At 28.4% G+C, this 20,412-nt stretch carries 22 protein-coding genes; 12 read left to right on the plus strand and 10 right to left on the minus strand.

The annotated features are described in order from the left end of the window. Positions 1 to 30 precede the first annotated feature (30 nt). Positions 31 to 1,389, plus strand: a complete 1,359-nt coding sequence (glpT, locus tag KA830_RS12030; protein WP_210134268.1) for a glycerol-3-phosphate transporter — start codon at positions 31 to 33, stop codon at positions 1,387 to 1,389. A gap of 124 nt (positions 1,390 to 1,513) precedes the next feature. Here glpT and KA830_RS12035 read toward each other — a convergent pair whose 3' ends face one another. Further along, entirely contained in the window at positions 1,514 to 1,609 is a 96-nt protein-coding gene (locus tag KA830_RS12035; RefSeq protein WP_107384574.1) for a type I toxin-antitoxin system Fst family toxin, read from the minus strand. Positions 1,610 to 1,810: 201 nt separating this feature from the next. Between KA830_RS12035 and KA830_RS12040 the strand changes: the two genes are divergently transcribed. Both KA830_RS12040 and KA830_RS12045 read left to right on the plus strand, forming a co-directional pair. Then, the gene (locus tag KA830_RS12040) at positions 1,811 to 2,068 is read left to right on the plus strand and encodes a type II toxin-antitoxin system Phd/YefM family antitoxin (protein WP_210134269.1); all 258 of its coding nucleotides are present in this window, start codon (positions 1,811 to 1,813) and stop codon (positions 2,066 to 2,068) included. Beyond that, entirely contained in the window at positions 2,068 to 2,334 is a 267-nt protein-coding gene (locus KA830_RS12045) for a Txe/YoeB family addiction module toxin (protein WP_210134270.1), read from the plus strand. The genes KA830_RS12040 and KA830_RS12045 overlap by 1 nt, the downstream gene beginning before the upstream one ends. A 63-nt stretch (positions 2,335 to 2,397) precedes the next feature. On the opposite strand, the gene KA830_RS12050 is transcribed toward KA830_RS12045, so the two are convergent. Then, positions 2,398 to 3,075 carry a hypothetical protein gene (locus tag KA830_RS12050; protein WP_210134271.1) on the minus strand — a complete coding sequence of 226 codons (678 nt, stop codon included), beginning with the start codon at positions 3,073 to 3,075 and terminating at the stop codon, positions 2,398 to 2,400. A 129-nt stretch (positions 3,076 to 3,204) separates the two neighbouring features. On the opposite strand from KA830_RS12050, the gene KA830_RS12055 reads away from it, so the two are divergent. Next, positions 3,205 to 4,545 carry a helix-turn-helix domain-containing protein gene (locus KA830_RS12055; protein WP_210134272.1) on the plus strand — a complete coding sequence of 447 codons (1,341 nt, stop codon included), beginning with the start codon at positions 3,205 to 3,207 and terminating at the stop codon, positions 4,543 to 4,545. A gap of 61 nt (positions 4,546 to 4,606) precedes the next feature. On the opposite strand, the gene KA830_RS12060 is transcribed toward KA830_RS12055, so the two are convergent. Beyond that, entirely contained in the window at positions 4,607 to 5,413 is an 807-nt protein-coding gene (locus tag KA830_RS12060; RefSeq protein WP_210134273.1) for a hypothetical protein, read from the minus strand. Positions 5,414 to 5,438: 25 nt separating this feature from the next. After that, positions 5,439 to 5,882 (minus strand): plasmid mobilization protein, encoded by a 444-nt coding sequence (locus KA830_RS12065; protein WP_210134274.1) that lies wholly within the window; start codon positions 5,880 to 5,882, stop codon positions 5,439 to 5,441. Positions 5,883 to 6,276: 394 nt separating this feature from the next. Between KA830_RS12065 and KA830_RS12070 the strand changes: the two genes are divergently transcribed. From KA830_RS12070 to KA830_RS12085, 5 genes are all read left to right on the plus strand, one after another. Then, entirely contained in the window at positions 6,277 to 6,657 is a 381-nt protein-coding gene (locus KA830_RS12070; protein WP_210134275.1) for a plasmid mobilization protein, read from the plus strand. After that, positions 6,639 to 7,598: a relaxase/mobilization nuclease domain-containing protein gene (locus KA830_RS12075; protein ID WP_210134276.1), complete on the plus strand. Its 960-nt coding sequence runs from the start codon at positions 6,639 to 6,641 to the stop codon at positions 7,596 to 7,598. The genes KA830_RS12070 and KA830_RS12075 overlap by 19 nt, the downstream gene beginning before the upstream one ends. Then, a complete protein-coding gene (locus KA830_RS13830; protein WP_210134277.1) occupies positions 7,501 to 8,118 on the plus strand; it encodes a DUF334 domain-containing protein in 618 nt (205 codons plus the stop codon). Before KA830_RS12075 ends, KA830_RS13830 begins: the two co-directional genes overlap by 98 nt. An 86-nt stretch (positions 8,119 to 8,204) precedes the next feature. Beyond that, positions 8,205 to 8,330, plus strand: a complete 126-nt coding sequence (locus tag KA830_RS13835) for a hypothetical protein (protein WP_264291744.1) — start codon at positions 8,205 to 8,207, stop codon at positions 8,328 to 8,330. Between the two features lie 186 nt (positions 8,331 to 8,516). Next, entirely contained in the window at positions 8,517 to 9,155 is a 639-nt protein-coding gene (locus KA830_RS12085) for a hypothetical protein (RefSeq protein WP_192947181.1), read from the plus strand. A gap of 727 nt (positions 9,156 to 9,882) precedes the next feature. On the opposite strand, the gene KA830_RS12090 is transcribed toward KA830_RS12085, so the two are convergent. Beyond that, positions 9,883 to 10,854, minus strand: coding sequence for a replication initiator protein A (locus tag KA830_RS12090; protein ID WP_210134278.1), 972 nt, complete (start codon positions 10,852 to 10,854; stop codon positions 9,883 to 9,885). A gap of 480 nt (positions 10,855 to 11,334) precedes the next feature. On the opposite strand from KA830_RS12090, the gene KA830_RS12095 reads away from it, so the two are divergent. Continuing rightward, on the plus strand, positions 11,335 to 12,027 hold the full coding sequence (locus tag KA830_RS12095) for a DUF536 domain-containing protein (protein WP_210134279.1): 693 nt from the start codon (positions 11,335 to 11,337) through the stop codon (positions 12,025 to 12,027). A 788-nt stretch (positions 12,028 to 12,815) separates the two neighbouring features. Here the strand turns inward: KA830_RS12095 and KA830_RS12100 are convergent. The 3 genes from KA830_RS12100 to KA830_RS12110 form a co-directional block, all read right to left on the minus strand. After that, positions 12,816 to 13,769, minus strand: a complete 954-nt coding sequence (locus KA830_RS12100; protein ID WP_192947184.1) for a GDP-mannose 4,6-dehydratase — start codon at positions 13,767 to 13,769, stop codon at positions 12,816 to 12,818. A 10-nt stretch (positions 13,770 to 13,779) separates the two neighbouring features. Beyond that, positions 13,780 to 15,252, minus strand: a complete 1,473-nt coding sequence (locus KA830_RS13750; protein WP_245337239.1) for a glycosyltransferase — start codon at positions 15,250 to 15,252, stop codon at positions 13,780 to 13,782. 82 nt (positions 15,253 to 15,334) lie between these two features. Then, positions 15,335 to 15,511, minus strand: a complete 177-nt coding sequence (locus KA830_RS12110) for a hypothetical protein (RefSeq protein ID WP_192947185.1) — start codon at positions 15,509 to 15,511, stop codon at positions 15,335 to 15,337. A gap of 189 nt (positions 15,512 to 15,700) precedes the next feature. On the opposite strand from KA830_RS12110, the gene KA830_RS12115 reads away from it, so the two are divergent. Then, complete coding sequence (locus KA830_RS12115) at positions 15,701 to 17,971, plus strand: bifunctional glycosyltransferase/CDP-glycerol:glycerophosphate glycerophosphotransferase (protein WP_192947186.1); 2,271 nt, start codon at positions 15,701 to 15,703, stop codon at positions 17,969 to 17,971. 264 nt (positions 17,972 to 18,235) lie between these two features. Here the strand turns inward: KA830_RS12115 and KA830_RS12120 are convergent, their stop codons facing one another. Further along, positions 18,236 to 18,937 carry a hypothetical protein gene (locus KA830_RS12120; protein ID WP_192947187.1) on the minus strand — a complete coding sequence of 234 codons (702 nt, stop codon included), beginning with the start codon at positions 18,935 to 18,937 and terminating at the stop codon, positions 18,236 to 18,238. Positions 18,938 to 19,163: 226 nt separating this feature from the next. On the opposite strand from KA830_RS12120, the gene KA830_RS12125 reads away from it, so the two are divergent. Next, on the plus strand, positions 19,164 to 19,256 hold the full coding sequence (locus tag KA830_RS12125) for a type I toxin-antitoxin system Fst family toxin (RefSeq protein WP_107644502.1): 93 nt from the start codon (positions 19,164 to 19,166) through the stop codon (positions 19,254 to 19,256). 551 nt (positions 19,257 to 19,807) lie between these two features. Here the strand turns inward: KA830_RS12125 and KA830_RS12130 are convergent. Next, positions 19,808 to 20,407 carry a hypothetical protein gene (locus tag KA830_RS12130; protein ID WP_192947188.1) on the minus strand — a complete coding sequence of 200 codons (600 nt, stop codon included), beginning with the start codon at positions 20,405 to 20,407 and terminating at the stop codon, positions 19,808 to 19,810. Between the last annotated feature and the right edge of the window lie 5 nt (positions 20,408 to 20,412).

The following is a 20,412-nucleotide window of genomic DNA, read 5'->3' on the forward strand; positions in this document are numbered from 1 at the left end:
ATATAAAAATTATAAAAAGGAGGGATTATCATGTTCGATTTCTTAAAACCAGCTAAACATATCGATCCATTGCCATCAGAAAAAGTGGATGATACATATAAAAAATTGCGACTTCAAGTGTTTTTAGGTATTTTTATAGGTTATGCTGGTTATTATTTATTGAGAAAAAACTTCTCTTTGGCTATGCCTTCATTAATTGAACAAGGTTTTAGTAAAGGAGAGTTAGGTATTGCACTTTCTGCAGTTTCCATTGCTTATGGTTTTAGTAAATTCGTGATGGGAACCGTAAGTGACCGAAGTAATGCTAGAATGTTTTTAACTTTAGGGCTCATATTAACAGCTATTGTTAATTTACTGCTTGGGTTTGTTCCATTCTTTACGTCCGGTATTACTATTATGTTTATAATGCTATTCTTAAATGGTTGGTTTCAAGGCATGGGCTGGCCACCTTCAGGTCGTGTGTTAGTCCATTGGTATAGTGTAAGCGAGCGCGGAAGTAAAACTTCAATTTGGAATGTAGCTCATAATGTTGGGGGCGGCTTAATGGCTCCAATAGCCACATGGGGGATTTCCATGACTGCTTTATATAACTTTGGATACTTAAAAGGATTTGAAGGCGTTTTTATTTACCCAGCTTTATTAGCAATTATTATTGCAATCATTTCTTATGCTTTAATTAGAGATACACCTCAATCTCAAGGTTTACCTCCTATTGAAAAATATAAGAATGATTATTCTACTTCATCTAAAGAAACGCTTGAAACAGAATTAACTACGAAAGAAATATTATTTAAATATGTACTTAATAATAAATGGGTATGGGCTATTGCATTTGCGAATATTTTTGTTTATTTCGTACGTTACGGCGTTTTAGATTGGGCTCCAACATACTTAAGTGAAGAAAAACAATTTGATTTAAATGCTTCAGGATGGGCTTATTTCTTATACGAATGGGCTGGAATACCTGGTACTCTACTCTGTGGTTACTTATCAGACAAACTTTTTAAAGGGCGTCGTGGCCCAGCTGGTTTTTTCTTTATGCTAGGCGTAACAATATTTGTATTAATATACTGGTTAAACCCACCAGGAAATCCATGGTTAGATAATGTTTCTTTAATCGCTATTGGATTCCTAATATACGGTCCCGTAATGTTAATTGGATTACAAGCCTTAGATTATGTGCCTAAAAAAGCCGCAGGTACTGCAGCTGGATTGACAGGACTATTCGGTTATCTGTTTGGCGCAGTTATGGCTAATATTGTATTAGGTTTCGTAGTTCAGCAATTCGGATGGGACGTTGGTTTTATTTTACTAACAGTGATTAGTATATTAGCAATGTTAAGTTTCATTTTAACTTGGAACAAACGAGGACAAGAACAAATTGACTAACATAATTTTGCATTCTAATCCTCTATGATGTTATAATGTATTTAACAAGGAATCTAACATGAATACACCAATCCCCTCACTATTTGCGGTAGTGAGGGGATTTTTTAGGTGTGGCTATTGTCGCCTATTTGTCTTCGCGATTACGCAGCCAATGCGTAAATAACGCAATAATACAACCACTGATGACTGTGGTCGTGATGTGAACAAGGATTTCCAACATGAATAGCATCTCCTCTCTACGTCAACTTGACGCCTGAGAGATAGGCGACTCCATTATTATACCATCTGTAAACACGTAAGCATATACACTTCCGATAAGTTGAATTATGTAAAAACCAACCCATAGCTCATCATAGCCTATAACTTTACGTACGTTTTTAAGTACGTTACAATATAGAATAAAGAAAGGACGTGACTAATAATGAATATTAAAACGCCTACTAATGCGAGAAAAGAATTCTATGAACTACTTAAACAGGTTAATGATAGCCACGAACCCGTTATAATAAGTGGTTCTAAGAGCGAGAATAATGCAGTCATTATAGGACAAAAAGACTGGAATAGCATTCAAGAAACGTTATACCTTGAATCAACTGGAACTATGGATAAAGTTAGAGAACGTGAAAAAGATAACAGTGGCTATACTGATATTGACGAATTGGATTGGGATACTATCTAATGAGTAATTACAGTGTTTCTATTAAAAACTCAGCAAAATCAGATTTAAAGAAAATCAAACAATCACAACTTAAATCTCAGTTTTTAAAGATTGTAGAAACGTTAAAGGAAGACCCTTATTTTCCAAATCAGTCTTTTGAAAAGTTACAGCCCAAACATTTGGGACGTTATTCTAGAAGAATAAACCACCAATACAGGGTGGTTTATACAGTTGATGAAGATAGTAAAGAAGTTTTCATCACATCAGCATGGTCTCATTACGAGTAAATCTAAATACTTTCATTATGAGTTAAATATTAAAGTAGCATGTTTTTATTAACTAAAATCATGCTACTTTTTACTTTTATTAATAAATTTTAATATTTTCGTTCTTACACTTTGATTACTATATTCTTCTTTATTATCTTCCACTATCGATTCTATTAGTTGAGTATATAGTTTTCTAATATTATTTTCATTTGTTTGAGATATTTTTATACGTTGCGATTCAATAAATCCACCTTTATAAATACCCAGTTTTTTAGCATTGTCTGAAACGCCACCAAACACATTTTTGCTGCGCAATGAATATTGTAATTGTTCTTTTCGTTCCCCAATCACACTTAGTTTATTTAATCTTTCTTGTGTGTCTCCAGGACGTTTAGGAACTAAATCAAAAACATTATTCAATTCTTTTATTTTCCTTCTTCGAATTAATAATTCTTTTTGAAAACCTAATACTTTCTTTTGTTCTGTGTCATTTAAATCAACCATTTCAACAATATGATAAACATCAGTCAATACTTTTTCATATATAGCTAGTTGCTTCTTACTAAAATCCTTTAAAAGTGTAAATAAGTCAACCGTTGCTAACGCTTTCATAAGGTTCTCAGATAAATCACTCTCGTTAAGGTTCAACAAATCAATATCTGATAGATTATCTATAGGTAAATCCCCTATATCCATTTTACTACTATAATGTTCATCCAAATTTCTTATCATATCTTCAAATCTTTCATTAACTTCCATGATGTTACCCTCCCTTCACATACAATATATTATTGCAAATTTCACTACCCCATTTTACTTTCAATCTTAAAGATAGAAATATACAATTTAATTGTAATTATATATTACAATAAACTTAGGGGGCTTTACATGAATATATCAACAAAATTAGTATATGAACGAAAAAGTCGTAAATTAACTAAAAATGAGTTAGCAAAAAAACTCAATAATACATTTAGAAAAAGCAACTATTCTAAAAATTTCATTACTAAGCTAGAAGAAGGTGTTATAGACTGGGATTTTAATACATTAGACGAAATATCCTATTTCTTTGGATTAACAATATCAGAGTTTCTAAATAAAGGATGGAACCTATATAATAAAGACGAACTAGATGATATTGCATATTATATAAAAAAACATTTCGATCAAGGGACTATTTCTTTAAAAACTACTAAGAATTTTTCTGACCTTATACATAATCATGATATTGTTGGAAAGAAAGATTGGATATCTTTGCCAAAATACGACATAGTTTTGCAAGAATACTATGACTATGCCAAACGAGATCACCAAGATGAATCTAACGATATAGTAATCCATAGAGCGGATAAATTGTTAGAGAAATTAGATATGTTTGCTTCATTTAATAAGCAGAACAATCCATTTCCTTTTCGTATAAGTTATGATAGTGCAGGACATACGAGTATTACAGATAAAAGAGAACCAATAGATTTCTTAGATTTACTTAAAAAAATAGAGTTAGCTTTATCTAAAATTAAAGAGGCCTATGAAGAAGTTCATCCCTACTTTATGGATGATAATATTGAAGGATTAAATAAATTAATATCCTATAGACAATCTCAAAATATAGATTATACAACTATCAATGAAGAATTAAATATTTCGCCCGAATTATTATTGGCTTGGGAAGATAATAAAAAATCTCCTAAAGTAAAAGATTTATTAAAAATATGTAATATGTTAGAAATTAAAATCGATTTATTATCTTCAAATTCATTAGAAACTGTAAATGATATTAATTCAAGGGCATTATCAGAGCAACTTCTTGTATTATCAAACACTTACGATTTAAATAATTTTAGAAATAATTACTTTTTCTCTGAAAGAAAAAGCAGCTTGTTACTACCAGAATCTCGTTATAGACAAATTTATCACCACCTTGAACATAAATTAACAAAAGAGATAGGAGCGAAAAAAGCATTTGCTACGATGGGTGACTTTCTTTATAAATGGTATGAATTCAATAAATTAAGGGAATTATTATTCTACCAGTTAGATGGAGAAACATTAAAAACAAATGCATTGTTGTATACTGAAGAAGAAATCGATATTTATTTAGGTAAAGATTTATATCCAGAAAGCCCTATAAGACTATTAACACAATTAGTTCTCCATAGAATAAAGAAAGAACATTCAACTAATTTCAGACAAATCACTAAAGAAAACAAATCCATAGACTTACTCTAATAATTATATAAAAATGTTTAACACAAAATCTCTTGTACATGGATACAAGAGATTTTGTGTTTTATGCTAAATTATTTGTTTTATAATACCCTATATATTGGTCTGTTTTATTTTGCTTGCTTATATATGCTGATAAACGGACAAATATAAGAAAATTAGTAACATACAATAATATTAAACCTATCATTATAATCCATATTAATAATAACCCATTTCCCAATACACCTAATAATATTATTAGAATTATATACATTACTGGTATAGTGAAAACTGATACAACCCATAATTTAGGGACCACTTTCACAAATCGCTTTATCGGATGTTTATGTATATAGATGATTTCATAAAAACAACCTTTTATTCGTTTGTCGTAATATTTTTTAGAAAACTTCCTATAGTTACTCCATTTTTTAATATTAAGTTCAGATAAAAATGGTATTTCATTATTAACTTCAAAGCCTAAAGAATTGACAATATCATATCCTTTAGCCAATAATTCGTATTGATTTTGACCTTCTCTTTTCACAAGATAAAATTTATTTTTTAATAATGTTAAAGTTTTAAAGTACACAATCGGGATAAAAAGGGTCATCGTATTAACAACTATGAGTGCAACCGCAGTTACATTCACTATTCCTTTATTGGTTTTATAATGCTCATAAATTAAATATAATAGCCCGCTATTTATTGTAGCAATAAGTGAATAAATCAATAAAGAATTAATAAATAATGTCGTTGCTTCCTCAAAAACATCTGAATCCCTATCGTTTTTCAATTTATCGTACCCTTTTAAAATAACATTAAGCAATACTCCAGCAAGAATAGTTGCTAAAATCCCCTTTATCCCAACATCTACTACATAATCCAAATTCACAATTCTCTCCTTTCATAGTTCAACTACTATCCTTCTTAAAAAAAGTAGAAATAGCATCCCTAATCTCTTCTTTTAACTTTTCATCATTTTTATAGCCATTTAAATTGATATATTCCGCATCATTTTGTACATACTGTAAAAAAGCTTTAAAGGTATTCACATAACCCGCATAACGATAATATTGCTCTTCTAAGTTATCGAAATCTTCTCTTGTAACTTCATATTGGCCATAACCTGCCATAAGTTGCTTTTTAAGATTTTGGTTCTCTTTTTCAAGTTCTTCAATTCTTTCATCTGCAGGATAAACAACCGTCGGTTTAATTCGATTACCTAAGGCAGTAAGTCGTGTATACGCAGTCGGGTTTAAGTCTCTGACTTCCGCCAGTTGTTTCACTTTATCGTATTCTTCCTCGGTTAAATTAATATTGATTGTTTTCGCTTTTTTATGATTTTGATTTGCCATTGATATCCCCTCCATAACTAAGTAAATGCTCAAAAAATAGATGCTATTTTTATTGAGTGATTGCTTAGTTATTATTCTAACATACGAGGGGGTATTTGATGAGTAATGACTAATTATAAATACCATTTATAAATTGAGTAATTACTCATTATTTAACACGCACATTTTTGCGTGTTGCACTAAGCAAATACTCATAAGTATTTGCTATTTTTTCGCAGAAAAAATCCTAGGGGGCTTGGGGGATTTATCCACCAACAAGCAGGGTATCTAGGCACGAAGTGGCTAGCATTCCCATTGCTTGCCACACCTCTTAAACGATGTGAGGAAGTTGATATTATGTTATAATATCAACAACGGAACAACGTGTTCTTTCGTTAGAAAGCGAGGTGGGATTATGAGCGAACGTAAAACAATGCGTGCAGGTAACGAAGCTGTCGGGCAAAACCGTAACCCCGACCGCAAGGAACCGAAACAAATTAGTTTTCGAGTAAGCGAATCCGAATATTCAAAGTTACAGGCCTCAGCTGAAACTTTGAATATGAGTGTGCCTTCGTTTGTTAAAAACAAGGCGCAAGGGGCTCGATTGGTCGCGCCCAAATTAGACAAAGATACGCGACAATCGATGGCCCAAGATTTGGGTAAGTTGGGCAGCAACTTAAACCAAATCGCGAAAGCTTTAAATACGTATGGCGAGCGTGCGATGAATCAAGAGATGCAACAAGATATCGCCATGATGCGTAAGGAGTTGAATCACATATGGCAACAGCTAAAATAAGTTCAACTAAATCAACCGCAAGAGCAATCAACTATGCTGAGAAACGCGCTGAAGCAAAGAGTGGCGTCCTATGTGATGTCGATTACGCCAAAGGTGCATTTAAAGCTTCTCGTGAACTTTACGGCAAAACAGACGGCAACCAGGGGCATGTTGTTATTCAATCTTTTAAACCAGGCGAAGTAACAACAGAGCAATGTAATCAACTGGGTGTAGAACTCGCTGAGAAAATCGCACCCAATCATCAAGTCGCCGTGTATACACATAACGATACCGATCATATACACAACCATATTGTGATTAACGCGGTAAACTTAGAAACCGGTAAAAAGTTCAATAACAATAAACAAGCACTTAAAGACATAAGACAAGCCAATGATGAAATTTGTCATGAACATGGGTTGTCTGTGCCTAACGCCCAGGCAGAAATGCGATACACCCAAGCAGAGTTAGAAATAAGGAAAAAGGGTCAGAATTCATGGAAAGACGAAATTAGAAAAGCGATTAATGCAAGTCATGCAGCAAATCTAGAGGAATTGGCCCATGATTTACAAGAACACAACATAGCGATTGAACGTGTCACAAACAAAACCATCACTTACAGACATCTAGAAGTAGATAAAAAAGTACGTGGCAGTAAATTAGGGGATTCATTCGACAAAGGGGGCTTAGAAATTGGATTTAGACGACAAAATCAACAAAGACAACATAAGCAAGAGCGACAAAGAACTACTCGACAAGATGAACCAAATCGATCAAAAACTGGATCAGCTTGGGACAAATTCGCCCACGACACCGCAAAACTCCGAAGTGATCGACAAAGTGCTGAAGCAGCAAGATTGGCTCATGAAAAGGCTCGAAGAGATCGAGAGCAGAGAGAACAAGAAAGAGCGTCGACACAACGAGCTCATAGAAAATCTAGAGGGATCGACATCGAACTTTAGGAATGCAGTCAGAGACGTTAACAAACAATTTGTCAGCGCTGCTAAAATTTATGTAAATCGCCTTAATACTGATAACCAAGAACAAGATTTTCAACAAGCTTTAGATACTAAATTTAAAGACATTGACGATAATACAAACCAATTAATCACTGAATTAAAAGAGAGCAATCAACAAGTTCAAAAAGAAATACAAGAATATAAAAAAACAATGGAAAATAAAGTTCAAAACAACAATAAGTTAATAGAGAAATACAACAAAACTTTAAATAAAATGACTCAAGGTGTAGGCGCTTTGTTTTTTGTAGTTTTAATTGTTGCATTAGTTTCATTAGTAACTGGACCTATCGGCGATATACTAATGATTAATAGCTATGCAGAAAGCATTCACGATCAAATCGTACAAAGTGAATCAATTTGGAGATATTTAGCTTATTTATTCTACCTCATTCCGTTTGTGATATTATTATTAATCTTGTGGCTTTGTACTAAGTTTATAAATGCTTTAGATCAAAGGTATTAGCAAAAATCTGATATAAACCTTGAAAACACAAAATAAGGGTAGAGAGAAACAAAGTACCTTAAGGGTTGGGAAAAGGAGTGGGGAAAATGGCTAATCGTGAAAAATTGAAAAAACGTATTCGTATTGGATTAAACGTAGTTGAATTAATCGCAGATATAGGCATTCTTTATTTAACATACAAACTGTACAAATTATCAGAAGAAGATGAATAATGTTTTAAGAGTCTGGACGGAGGGCCAGACTCTTATTTTTCAAATAAAATTAAAGAAGTAATTTTTACAAACTTAAAGCAAAAGATACTGTAACAATAGATTATATTTGGATTATTTCTATATAGTATCAAGACAAGAAGAAACTCGTTTACACTCGTTTCTAAAACCAATAAAAGAGAGGTAAAAATGGACAACATTTTAAATTATATAAGTGAAAACCAATTATTAATATCTTTAGCAAGTGCTTCATTTACATTTCTTTTAGGAATCTTAATAAATCCGTTTAAAAACAAAATCGAGATAAGTAAAAACAGTAAAGAAGTAATAAGAAAAATTAATTTAAATTCGGTAGAAGAAAGAAATGATATACAAGAAATTCTAAAAGAATTCAAAGAAAATGAAAATTTGAAAACTGATGAAAATGGTAGTTATTTAATAAATTTAAACAATTCTATATTTCCAGAAATAAATGCAGGTACATACGGCGTTATAAATCACGACGTGGGAATAACAATAAAAAAAGCAGATATATTATTAAGCAAAAATGTAAATCAAACACTAAAAAATTTAAGTGATAAATACAAAGAAATATTAACCAATAACTCTAAAACAATAAATAAAAAAACGTATGAAACTATCGAAGATAGAGTTAAATCAATAAATATTGCTCTAAAAAAGTTAGAAAAATTTCCATTCTTAACAGTAATGCAATTAGCATTTTTAGGTGAAGGATTGAAAAAAATAACAAACACAGAAGAAAAACAAAAACTTATTCAAGAAATAGAAGACCTCATAAAACAAAACGAACAAAGAATTGAAGAATAACTTAATTGCTTTATTGACGTTGAGCCTCGGAACCCTTAACAATCCCAAAACTTGTCGAATGGTCAGCTTAATAGCTCACGCTATGCCGACATTAGTCGCATAATAAATTTTCTCGGCATAAATGCGTGTTCTATTTCTTTTCATTCTCTCTCTTTTTCTTTAAATTAATAGCTAGAAAAGCCATTCCTATACAAAACCACATACCTATAATTGAAATCCAAACTGCCATAAAAACTCTCCTTTTTAACAAACTTCATCACAAGAAATGTTTAAAATTTAAATACCTTTATTTTGAATTTAAAAAGGGTATTTTAAAGATTTAGGGGGTTACCATATGGTTTTACGCCTAAAAACTTATATAAGCTCTTAAAACGCAAATATGAGCTAAATAAATATATGTTAATTTCACAAGCAAAAATTTGAGCAAAACCAGTGACTAATTTTTTAGACACTGGCCCAGTTACATGCAAATTTAAAATATAGCATGAAAATTCCTCGACTATAGGATTTAAACGTTATAGTTCCATCAGGGGTAAAAAAAGCATAATAAACGCTAAACTTTAAGCTAATGTTTATTACTTTGTTTTATAATTTGACCAATTTTTGCAATAGCTATTAAAACTAAAACTGGTATAGCTCCAAAGATAAATGCCATTAACATCCTACAGAACCACCTTAATTTCTTAAGTAATCGTTTTGTTTTTCAAAATGCCAAATTGCAGTTGAATTATTGATTAAAGATATTACGTTTAGGTATATTTTGACGGCGCATATTCAGCGCATGTATTTCTTCAAGTTCAGCTTTAATTGATTGCATCAAATAACCTTGCATAGCTTCAACCGTTTCATTTTTCTGTAGTAACATAGCTTTAAACCGTTTTAAGACACTGACAAGTTCGAATTCCACGTCTTCTAAACGATAGTATGTATCATAGGCGTTATTAAATGATTTTTTCCCTTTAAGTAAAACACTTTTAATAATACGAATTTCTCTAATTTCAAAATTACCTAAGTAATCTTTGATTTGTTGGGGCAATTCTTCAAGCACTTGGAATTTTAAGGCGTCATTATTAAATTCAGTATGTTGATGATTTGTATGATCCGAATGGGTGTTTGTAGAAATATTGTTAGAGTTATCATTCAAATCATTCGTATCATTATTCTCAGTCTCTATATATTCAGTATCATTAAGTTCAGTATCATTTGCGTATGATTTTGATACGTCTTGATGTATCATATTGATATTTCCAGACGTATTATTATCATAATTCTGGACGTATGATTTTGATACGTCCGTGTCATTACGAGATTCTACATCGTTTTCTTGTTGTGATATGTAATATATATCAGCCTCTGTTACTTCAGGTTTTTTAATATATAGCTTATTTGGTTTGTTCAAACCTACTCTTATTTGATTAAATAAATCAGCTTGAGTTAATTCTTTTTTAATTTTAGATAATTTATTGGGACTACTGATATTTAGAATGGATTTAAGCTTTTCATTGGTATAAATAAAGAATATATCTCCATTTTCGTCTATCCAATTATTTCTTATAGATAAGTCTAAACGATCTCTTAGTATTGACCAAGTTATTTTTGCATCATTAGATAACTTAGTATATTTAGGGTTAGTAAAAAATACTTTAGGTAATTGATAAAACTTCTCTTTTTGGATTTCTTTAATATTAAAGTTGGACATATAAAAAACCTCTTTCACATTTAAATTTTAAAAAGAGGTAATAAAAAGTTATAAGTATGTTTATATGTATTCGACTTGCACTAATAATTCTTAGTATATATAATAAGAATATAACAACTATATAAACAAACAAAGCACTTGTTTTATTACCGAAGAAGCCCGACTATTCCCGTAGTCGGGTTTCTTTATATATATTTATATTAACACTTTTGAAAGGTTTGTTAAATTGTTTATACGCATTTGAGTGTAAGCTTTTTCAAAATAGTGTATCCCTATATAACCAGTTTATACGCGGGTATTATATATACCTATATAAACCTTTTCACATCAAGTATAAACGGTGTATAATCATTTGAAAGGATTGTTATATACATCTATATACCTTTATGCATATAATGGTTTATACGGCCTTGAATTTATAAGTATAATGGGTATATAACAGCATAAACATTATATACATAATTATATGGAGGGCGTTATATGAAGAGTATGAAACAAATCGCCGATGAATTAAATGTAACAAAAATGACTGTTTACAATAACGCGAAAAAAGCAAATGTGAACTTTCAAAAGGTTGATAACGTAAACTATTTATCAGGTGAAGATGAAGTTATAGTAGTAAATAGAATTAAAAAAAACCAAAATAAAAATGATTACTTTGATAATGAAAAAAAAGAAGAAAGTAAACCCAACGATGATAATCTTGTAAAAGATGAGACAATTAAGCATTTATATAATCAATTAGATATATACAAAGAACAGTCAAATAGAGATAAAGAACAGATCAACACACTGAATAGACTTCTAGAAAACCAACAAATATTAGCTTTAGAAAGTAATAAAAAAATTCAAAAGTTAGAGAATCAATTAGAAGAAGAAAGACAACTTAAATATACATCTAATACAGAAATTAATAATAGACAAAACCGTGACGTGCAAGAAGCAGCATTTACTGAAAACTCTCGTAATATTAATCAACAACAAGAAGGAGATCAGACAACAGAAATAGAGGGAGCTGATCAAGAAGTACCTAGAAAGCGAAAGGATGAAGGCGTAAAAGAGTCATCAATACCCAAAAATAATGAACCATCTAAAAAAATGGATACAGAATATGAAAATAGCGAAAAAACACAACCTAAAAAAGGTTTCTGGAGTCGGTTGTTTGGTAATTAGTATCACTGAAAGCGTTACAAATTTATAAATTTGTAGCGCTTTTTTATGTCGTAACTTTTGATAATTGGTTATTATAGGCAGTTAAAAAGTATATGATATACACTTTAATTATATTAAAAATTAACAAAATAATGATGATTTAATTCCAATAATAAGTTCTAACGCAAAAGAAAAGAACCAATCTAATAAATTCGTTATTTGTAGTGAGAACTCAAAAAAATATTACAATGAAATTATTCGGTTAGATAATGAATGTTTTAATATATTAAATATGAAGGATGATAATATAACTACCCATCCTGAAGTTTCTCAAAATACTGTTCCTGAACAATTAATGTTATTAAATATTTTACTAACAGATTTTAGTTTTTAATATAAAATATTACTATATTAAGCATCTCGTATTAGTTTGCGGGATGCTTTTAGTGTTTTTAACAATCGTTATTAAGACTTTGATTATGAAATAATTAAAGGCTCCTTATTCAATAAGGAGCCTTTTTAGTATAACTTCTGATAATCATCAATTATGTTAGTTTAAAATAGAAGTTTTCCACAATTTACAACACTCATTTTTATTTTAAAACTTTACAACAGAACCATAATTCTTATGAGTATGGATAAAGTGTTGATATGTCAAAAACAGTATATATTGAGGAAACGAAAAAGCCAATAAAAATGCTAGAATAAGAAACAATTATATATCTATAAATGCAAAAAGTAAAATCATAAACGACAAACTTTCTGAAGAAATTAAGAGATTACTAAATGAATCGTTTATTTATTTTCTTTTATCTATTTCTTTTTGAAGATTGATTGTTAAAATTAGAAATATATTCTTTTAATCCTTGATAAATACTGTAGCGTGGTTTATATCCAAGTTGTTGTAATTTTTCTATATTAGCATATGAATGTTTTATATCTCCCTTTCTTTCTTTCTTAAAAGAATAGTCAATTTTTGAAGAATGTATGTCTGAAAATATTTCGAAAATATCTTTTAAAGACGAAGGTATTTGTGTACCTAAATTATATATATTGCCTTTAGATTCTTCGTTTTCAATTATTACATTTATAGCACTAACTAAATCTTTTACATAGACAAAATCTCGAGTTTGATTACCATCACCATAAAAATTAAATACTTCTTTTTCTATAAATTTTTGTTGCATTATAGAGATAACGCCCGAATAGGGAGAAGACGGGTCTTGTCTTGGTCCAAATATATTAAAAAATCTTAATGAAGTTGTTGGAATGTTATATAAATTATAATAAATTTTAGCGTATTGTTCACTAGAATATTTTTGAATGGCATATGGTGACTCTGGATTAATATAAACATCTTCTTTTTTAGGTAAACTAGAAGTGTTACCATAAATTGCTGCGGAAGACGCAAATATAAATCTTTGTATTTTTCTATTATGTTTTCTAATACATTCTAGTATATTTAAAGTTGCTTCAGTATTTATTTTTTGCGATAGGATAGGATTTTTTATAGTATCGACTACATTAACAACTGCTGCTAAATGAATAATAATATGAAAATTTTCTTTATATATTAAATTCTCTATAAAGTTAAAATCTATTACATCCTTATGAAAAAAATGATTATCATCTATGAAATTAATATTTTCTCTGTGACCTGAGCTAAGATTGTCAATTATGAAAACTTCATGATTATCATTATAGAAGTTTTCAGCTAAGTGAGAACCTATAAACCCTGCTCCACCTGTAATTAAAATTTTCATATAAAACCTCCTATTTTTTATTAAATAATTCTAGCCAATTATTAACGATATTTCGAGGGTTAAATTTACTTAATACACTTTCTCTAGCATTCGTTCCTAAACGAACTGCTTTTTCATCATCGTTAATAATTTCTAAAATAGCTTCAACCATTTTCTCTTCATTTTTATTGGGAATTAAATAACCATTAACGTCATTTTCTATAAATTCAGAAGGACCATATTTGATGTCAAAAGCAACTACAGGTTTACCTTTTAACATCGCTTCTATCATACTTAAACTTTGTACTTCACTTTGAGAAGTAGATAAAACACATTTAAAACTTTCCAAAGTTTGGTAAGGATTATTAGTGTAATTAAATAGCTTTATTTTAGTTTCTAAATTTTTATCATGTATTAATTTGTGAAGAGATGATTTGTAATCACCTTCTCCATAAATATGAAATTCTGCATTTGGTTCAAGAGCAATTACTTGTTCAGCTACTTTAATGAAAATGTCAAAACCTTTGTTTTTAGACAGCCTTGAAATACAACCTATTATTTTATTTGGTTGATTTTTAGATATTTCGGGTATATCATTTACAAAATTATTGATTTGGTATGCATTAGTAATATTGTATTTATCTTTTACATCTTTAATATATTCATTTGTTAAAAAAACTATGCCATCTAATTTATTAGAATTTTTCAAGACTTTTTCTTCTTTTAATTTAATTTCTCCATTAGGTAATGTATGTGTAGTGTGCATTACAGCATATTTTTGGACATGGGGTATTGTAGAATTTATTATCTTATCAACACTACCAGGGCCATCACAAATAATTATATTATCCTTATCATCCGTTATTAAATCACTTATAAAATATTTTCCTAACTCTATATTGTTTTTAAAATGCTTAGATTCAGACAATAAGTAAATATCTTTTAGTTTACCATTTTTTTTATTTATATCTCTTCTTAAAAATGGTTGACCATTTCTATTAAAAAATACTTCGCAAGCAAAAGTCCCTTCAATATCGTAATGTTTTATGCGTCTTATCCAGTTATTGACGCAATAAACTCTTTCTACTTTATGATCATTTTCAATTATATCTAAAGTAAAATCGTCATCTTTACTTTTTAGCACTCCCAATTTTTTCCCTGTAAATTTAGAGTATAATTCAGTGTTTTTCTCATCTGTCTCAATATTAATAGAATTTCCAATTATTTCCATATACTTTTTATTAATATTTATTTTTTCACTTTTATTATTCAAAGATTTTTTTTCAAAATGATGAAATTGATTATAAAGTTTAGTGTTTTTATCAATTTTGCCAAAATCTATCAGTTTATTCATGATTTTGTCATAATCTGTTTTATAATCAAATGTAATAATATCAGTGTTTAATTGTTGTTCATTAAATTTTTTCGCTCTTGTCAGCAATGCAGAAGTTTTACCACCCTTTTCAATATCAATATCAAATATAGTTAGATAAACATGTTTCATAATCATCTTCCTTTTTAGTATAAATGATTGCAAAAATCATTTTAAAATACTTGTTTTTATTTCTTCGTTTTACTTTTTTGATTTATTCTATTTCATGAATTTTCCCGTTTTTATCTTTAAATAATCCTTGTTTTATTAAGTAATCTTCATCAGATTCAATATCAATAAGTTCAAATTTGTTTTGTTGCCTTTTTTCTTTGAATCTAATTAAAAAACAAGTTAAGAAAAGTGAAAAGAAAATCCCTACTAATTTTTTCATTTATATACTCCTTTACAATACATATTAACTTATGTTCAAATATAACATAAACTTTACTTAAGAATTATGGTATTTAATAAAATCAAATATAATGATATTTTGTATATTAACTATATTTAGTTAATACTTTGTATTATAATAATAATATGAATTATAGAAAAACACTTGTGAAAAGCGAGGCATTTAATATTGTTTTATTCAATAATAATCCCCTACAAAGATAATAATAGAAATTATATTAAAGATTGTATAAAAAGCTTAGAAGATCAAACATATAAAGATTTTGAAGTTCTTTTTTTACATAATAGTTCAAAAGAGCTAGAGAAAGTATTAGAGAATACTTCTATATCTTATAAAAATATAGAAGTAAATGAAAATCAGCAATTTTCAAAAAATTATGGTGTTAGTAAAGCAAATGGTCAATACATACTTTTTATGGATTCAGATGATTACCTGCATCCTAATGCTTTAATTTATGCTAAGCAAATTATAGATGAAGATTTTGAAAATACAAATGCTGTTAAATTAGGCATAAAAAAAACTCATTTTGACAAAAGAACAACTTTTAAAAGTAATGAACAAGCTTTTTATAAAGAAGATACTTTTGAAAAGTTAGAGACTATTTTGGAAAATTTAAATACTAACGAAGTTTCTGAAAATGACTTGATTAATCAAATGTTTGAGAAAAATATGATTAATCATAATTATATTACAGTAAAAAGAAAAAAATATATTGAAAAATTAAATTATCACTTCAAAGCGCATAGTTTAATCATAAAAAAAGATTTCTTAATTGATAATAATATTGTATTTGATAATACAAATCGTTTATATGGTGATATACCGTTTGTTGTTAGATTATATAGTTTACTAGATAATATTAAGCAAACTAAAGTAAAACTGTATTTTAAATTAATTCATAATGATTCAATAAATTATCCATCAATTACACAAGAACAAAATGAAAATAGATTGTATTTTAAATTACTTGCTTATGATCGGTGTTTAAATGTTTCAGAAAATATGACATTATCAAGACAAATAAAACAAATTGCAAGTAAAGTATATTTATACCAAATATGTAAAAGTAAAGATTTCAAAGAATCTTTTGAAAACATATATCCTATTTATCAAATCCTAAAAGATTTGTTAAGCAAACCATCTAAATCAATAAAATTAAAAAATAGACACTGGATGGAAATTCAAGCTATTAAAAAAGGAAATTTTGAAAAAGCTTATAAAATAAGTAAGAAAAGAGTTCAGCTATATCAGTACTATGATTTTATTAAACTTAAAAACCATAGATATCGACAAAAAACTGTTCAACAAAATGTTTTTTCTAAAATGCCTATGTTAAAAAAAACAATTGTTTATGAGAGCTTTTTAGGAAGAAATTATTCAGATAGTCCTAAAGCAATATTTGAATATTTGATGCATAATGAGAGATATAGTGATTGGAATCATATTTGGATTTTAAATGATAAAACTATTATTGAAGATGACAATTTATTTAAAGAGAAAAACGTAAAAGTAATTAATAGATTTAGCTGGTCGTATTTCTTTTATGTAACAGTAGCGAAATACTTTATTTTAAATATGAGACAGCCTAAATGGCTTGAAAAAAAAGAAGAACAGATAATATTATCAACGTGGCATGGTACTCCATTAAAACGTTTAGTATTTGACATGAATAATGTTACATCAGCTAACAAAAACTACAAACGAGATTTTTATTATCAATCTAGAAATTGGGATTATCTAATAGCAGCAAATGAATATAGTGAACATATTTTTGAAAGAGCTTTTATGTATCCTAAATCAAATATTTTAACTTATGGTTACCCTAGAAATGATATTTTGTCAACTTATAATAACCAATATAAAAATATATTAAAAGAAAAATTAAATATTCCATTAGATAAAAAAGTTATTCTTTACGCTCCTACTTGGAGAGATGATGAATACCATGCAGCAGGCCAATATAAATTCAAATTACAACTAGATTTAGAAAAAATGCAAAATATTTTAGGAGATGATTATGTCATTGTATTAAGAATGCATTATTTTATTTCAGATAAAATAGACCTTTCATGTTTCAAAGGTTTTGCATTTGATTTTTCAAAATACAATGATATTAATGATTTATATATTATAAGTGATTTACTTATTACTGATTATTCTTCTGTATTTTTTGATTATGCAAATTTAAAAAAACCAATACTTTTTTATACTTATGACTTAAATAAATATAAAGATGAATTAAGAGGTTTTTATATTGATATGGTAAATGATTTGCCGGGACCTCTTCTTTATAATACTGATGAAGTGATACAAAATATTGAAAATATTGAAAATGTAAAAAAATATTATGAAAGCAAATACAAAGAATTTTATCAAAATTTCTGTAACTTGGATGATGGCAATGCTACTAAAAGAGTTGTAGAAAAAGTAATAAGGTAGAAAAAACAAATTTTAAATAACTATTGGTTATCAAAAAATTGGTGAAGATCCATTATATTAAGTAACTAACCTTCTACATATATGTAGAAGGTTAGTTTTGCTATAATTATAGAGACATCTTTCTAACTATATTTAACATCTCACATTTATTTGTGAGGTGTTTTTGGATTTTTAATATTCGTTATAGGTATAGAAAATAAATATTGAAACATTATGTATATTTTTAACTTGTGTAAATACAAATTTATTGAAATTAAAAATAATTTATAATTCTTTGTCTATTTTTTTTAATTTCTCTTTATATTGGTCGAATTCTTGTAATACCCCAAAAGCTTGAAGAAATAAATCAAATAGAGTTTGATTTTCAAAACCTTCGTCTACTTGTGTTTTTAAGTATTTTTCAACTTTAATTATATTTTTATTTTTACCAATATAGTCTGACACCAGTCTATATATACAACGTGTGTCTTTTAATACCTCGTCTATAATGTTGATTCTTTCCTTTAAATTTTCTATATCTTCGTTTTTCATCATATTGAATTTAGAAAATAAAAAATCACTATGTTCATTTCTTAAAGTCTCTATTTTTTTAATAAACCTCACACGATGCAAATGGTTAATTATATTTGCTATAGGGTCAATATTATTATTAATAAATTTTTTTATTTTTATCTCATGTGCTTCATTCATATCCAATGGGTTTTCTTCTGTTGACTCTACTTTGTTTAATTCTGCTTCAGTTAATGGCTTAATTTTATACATTTCTAAAACATTGATAGTTAAATTTATTCCTTTAACTTTATCCCTTATAATAGTATTCAATATATCAATTGCTTTATCGCTTCTTTCTTGTTCTTTTCTAAAATTATTTTTTATTGGTATCACAATACCAAATATAGCAATTACCAACATAATTAAATCAATTATAAATGTCAGTATACTTACTATTAACGTTGAAATATCCATCGCAAACCATCACACCTTTCATTAATCACTATAATTATCTATTATTCATTAAAAGTAGTCTATACAAAAATAAGAGAGTAAGCATTGTTTACACCCTTACAAATTTTTAGAATTATTTCCCTAGTTTTATTTTATTTATAATATGCAACTTATAGTTTTTGGCTGTTATAATAAATAAGTCGCCTATCTCTCGGCGGTAATTTCGACGGGGGAGGAGGGTTGTATAATGTTTGATGTACTTGTTCACATCTTAGAGGCTGCTTTAAGTGGCTGTATCGTTGCGTATTTCGCATATTGGTTACATCATCGCAACGACTAGGCGACATTTAACCAATACCGATGTACAATTTTGTACATAAAAAAAGCTCTCACTACGGCAATAGTGGGAGCTTTCGGTTTGTATAATGTTAATGTACTTGTTAATTACACTATAACATCGTGTTGTATGCAATTGCAAAACAATTAATTAATCAGCATTAACAACGATTTATACTATATACATAAAATAATAGTTTCGACGTTCATAAATTATTCTCTCAGCTTCTTATTTTAATGAGCCTTGAGGTAATTTGTATATACCCATATTTCCGTCCACTAGCATAATAAGAAACATTAAAAAAACCTTGATTTAAATTAGACCAATATAATTCATTCTCATCTCCTGAAACCTTCATATCAGTACTATAAATCATAAGAAGATTATATCCTTGCATAAACTAGCCTCTTTTTCTTCTGATTACGGCATACTTCTTCATATTTTATCACAAATATAAAAATTGTTGTGACAGGAAATTAATTGTAGGAAATTATCTATTTTATTATATTTTATAAATGAAAAAAGCTACTTTCAAAGTAGCTCCTTAGAGTCTATTAAATAGATTCTGCTATGACAGTGGTCACAAAACGCTTCCCATAATTAGCAGCCACTAATCTTACAATGAAATACTCACATAAAATAACAAGGATATGTAACCAAGTGCCAGACAGAAATAATGTATTTAGTATAGAAAAGAATAAAATTATAATACAGATAGCAGTCATATCTCTAGTCATTAAAAACTTTTTGTGAATATCTTGTATTTTTTTTGAATCTTGGTTAGGTTTGTAAATTTTTTGATACCAATATACATTTTGCTGTTTTGAGTCATCAGGTATGGGGCCAAATTTCTCTGAAACTTGGTCAATTGATACCCTTTGATCATTTTTTAATGTTTTTTGTAAGCGAGATGCAGGAAGAGGATTATTCATTTTCATAAATACTAGCTTATGCTTAAAATCACTTGATAAAACTCCATTTAAAATGACCGTAGATAATAGAATGATGGAAGTCAAAGAGATAAGTTTAATAAGTTTTTTAGTATTAAAATTATCCAAAATTAAAGGTAAATAACTATCCAATAATCCTACTAGTACTACATTTAAAATTAAAAAAGAGAATAGTATTGTATTATATCTTTTTAAGTCCTCCATTTTTT

This window comes from Staphylococcus sp. GDY8P119P (assembly GCF_017892075.1).
In the GTDB taxonomy this organism is placed as follows: domain Bacteria; phylum Bacillota; class Bacilli; order Staphylococcales; family Staphylococcaceae; genus Staphylococcus; species Staphylococcus ureilyticus.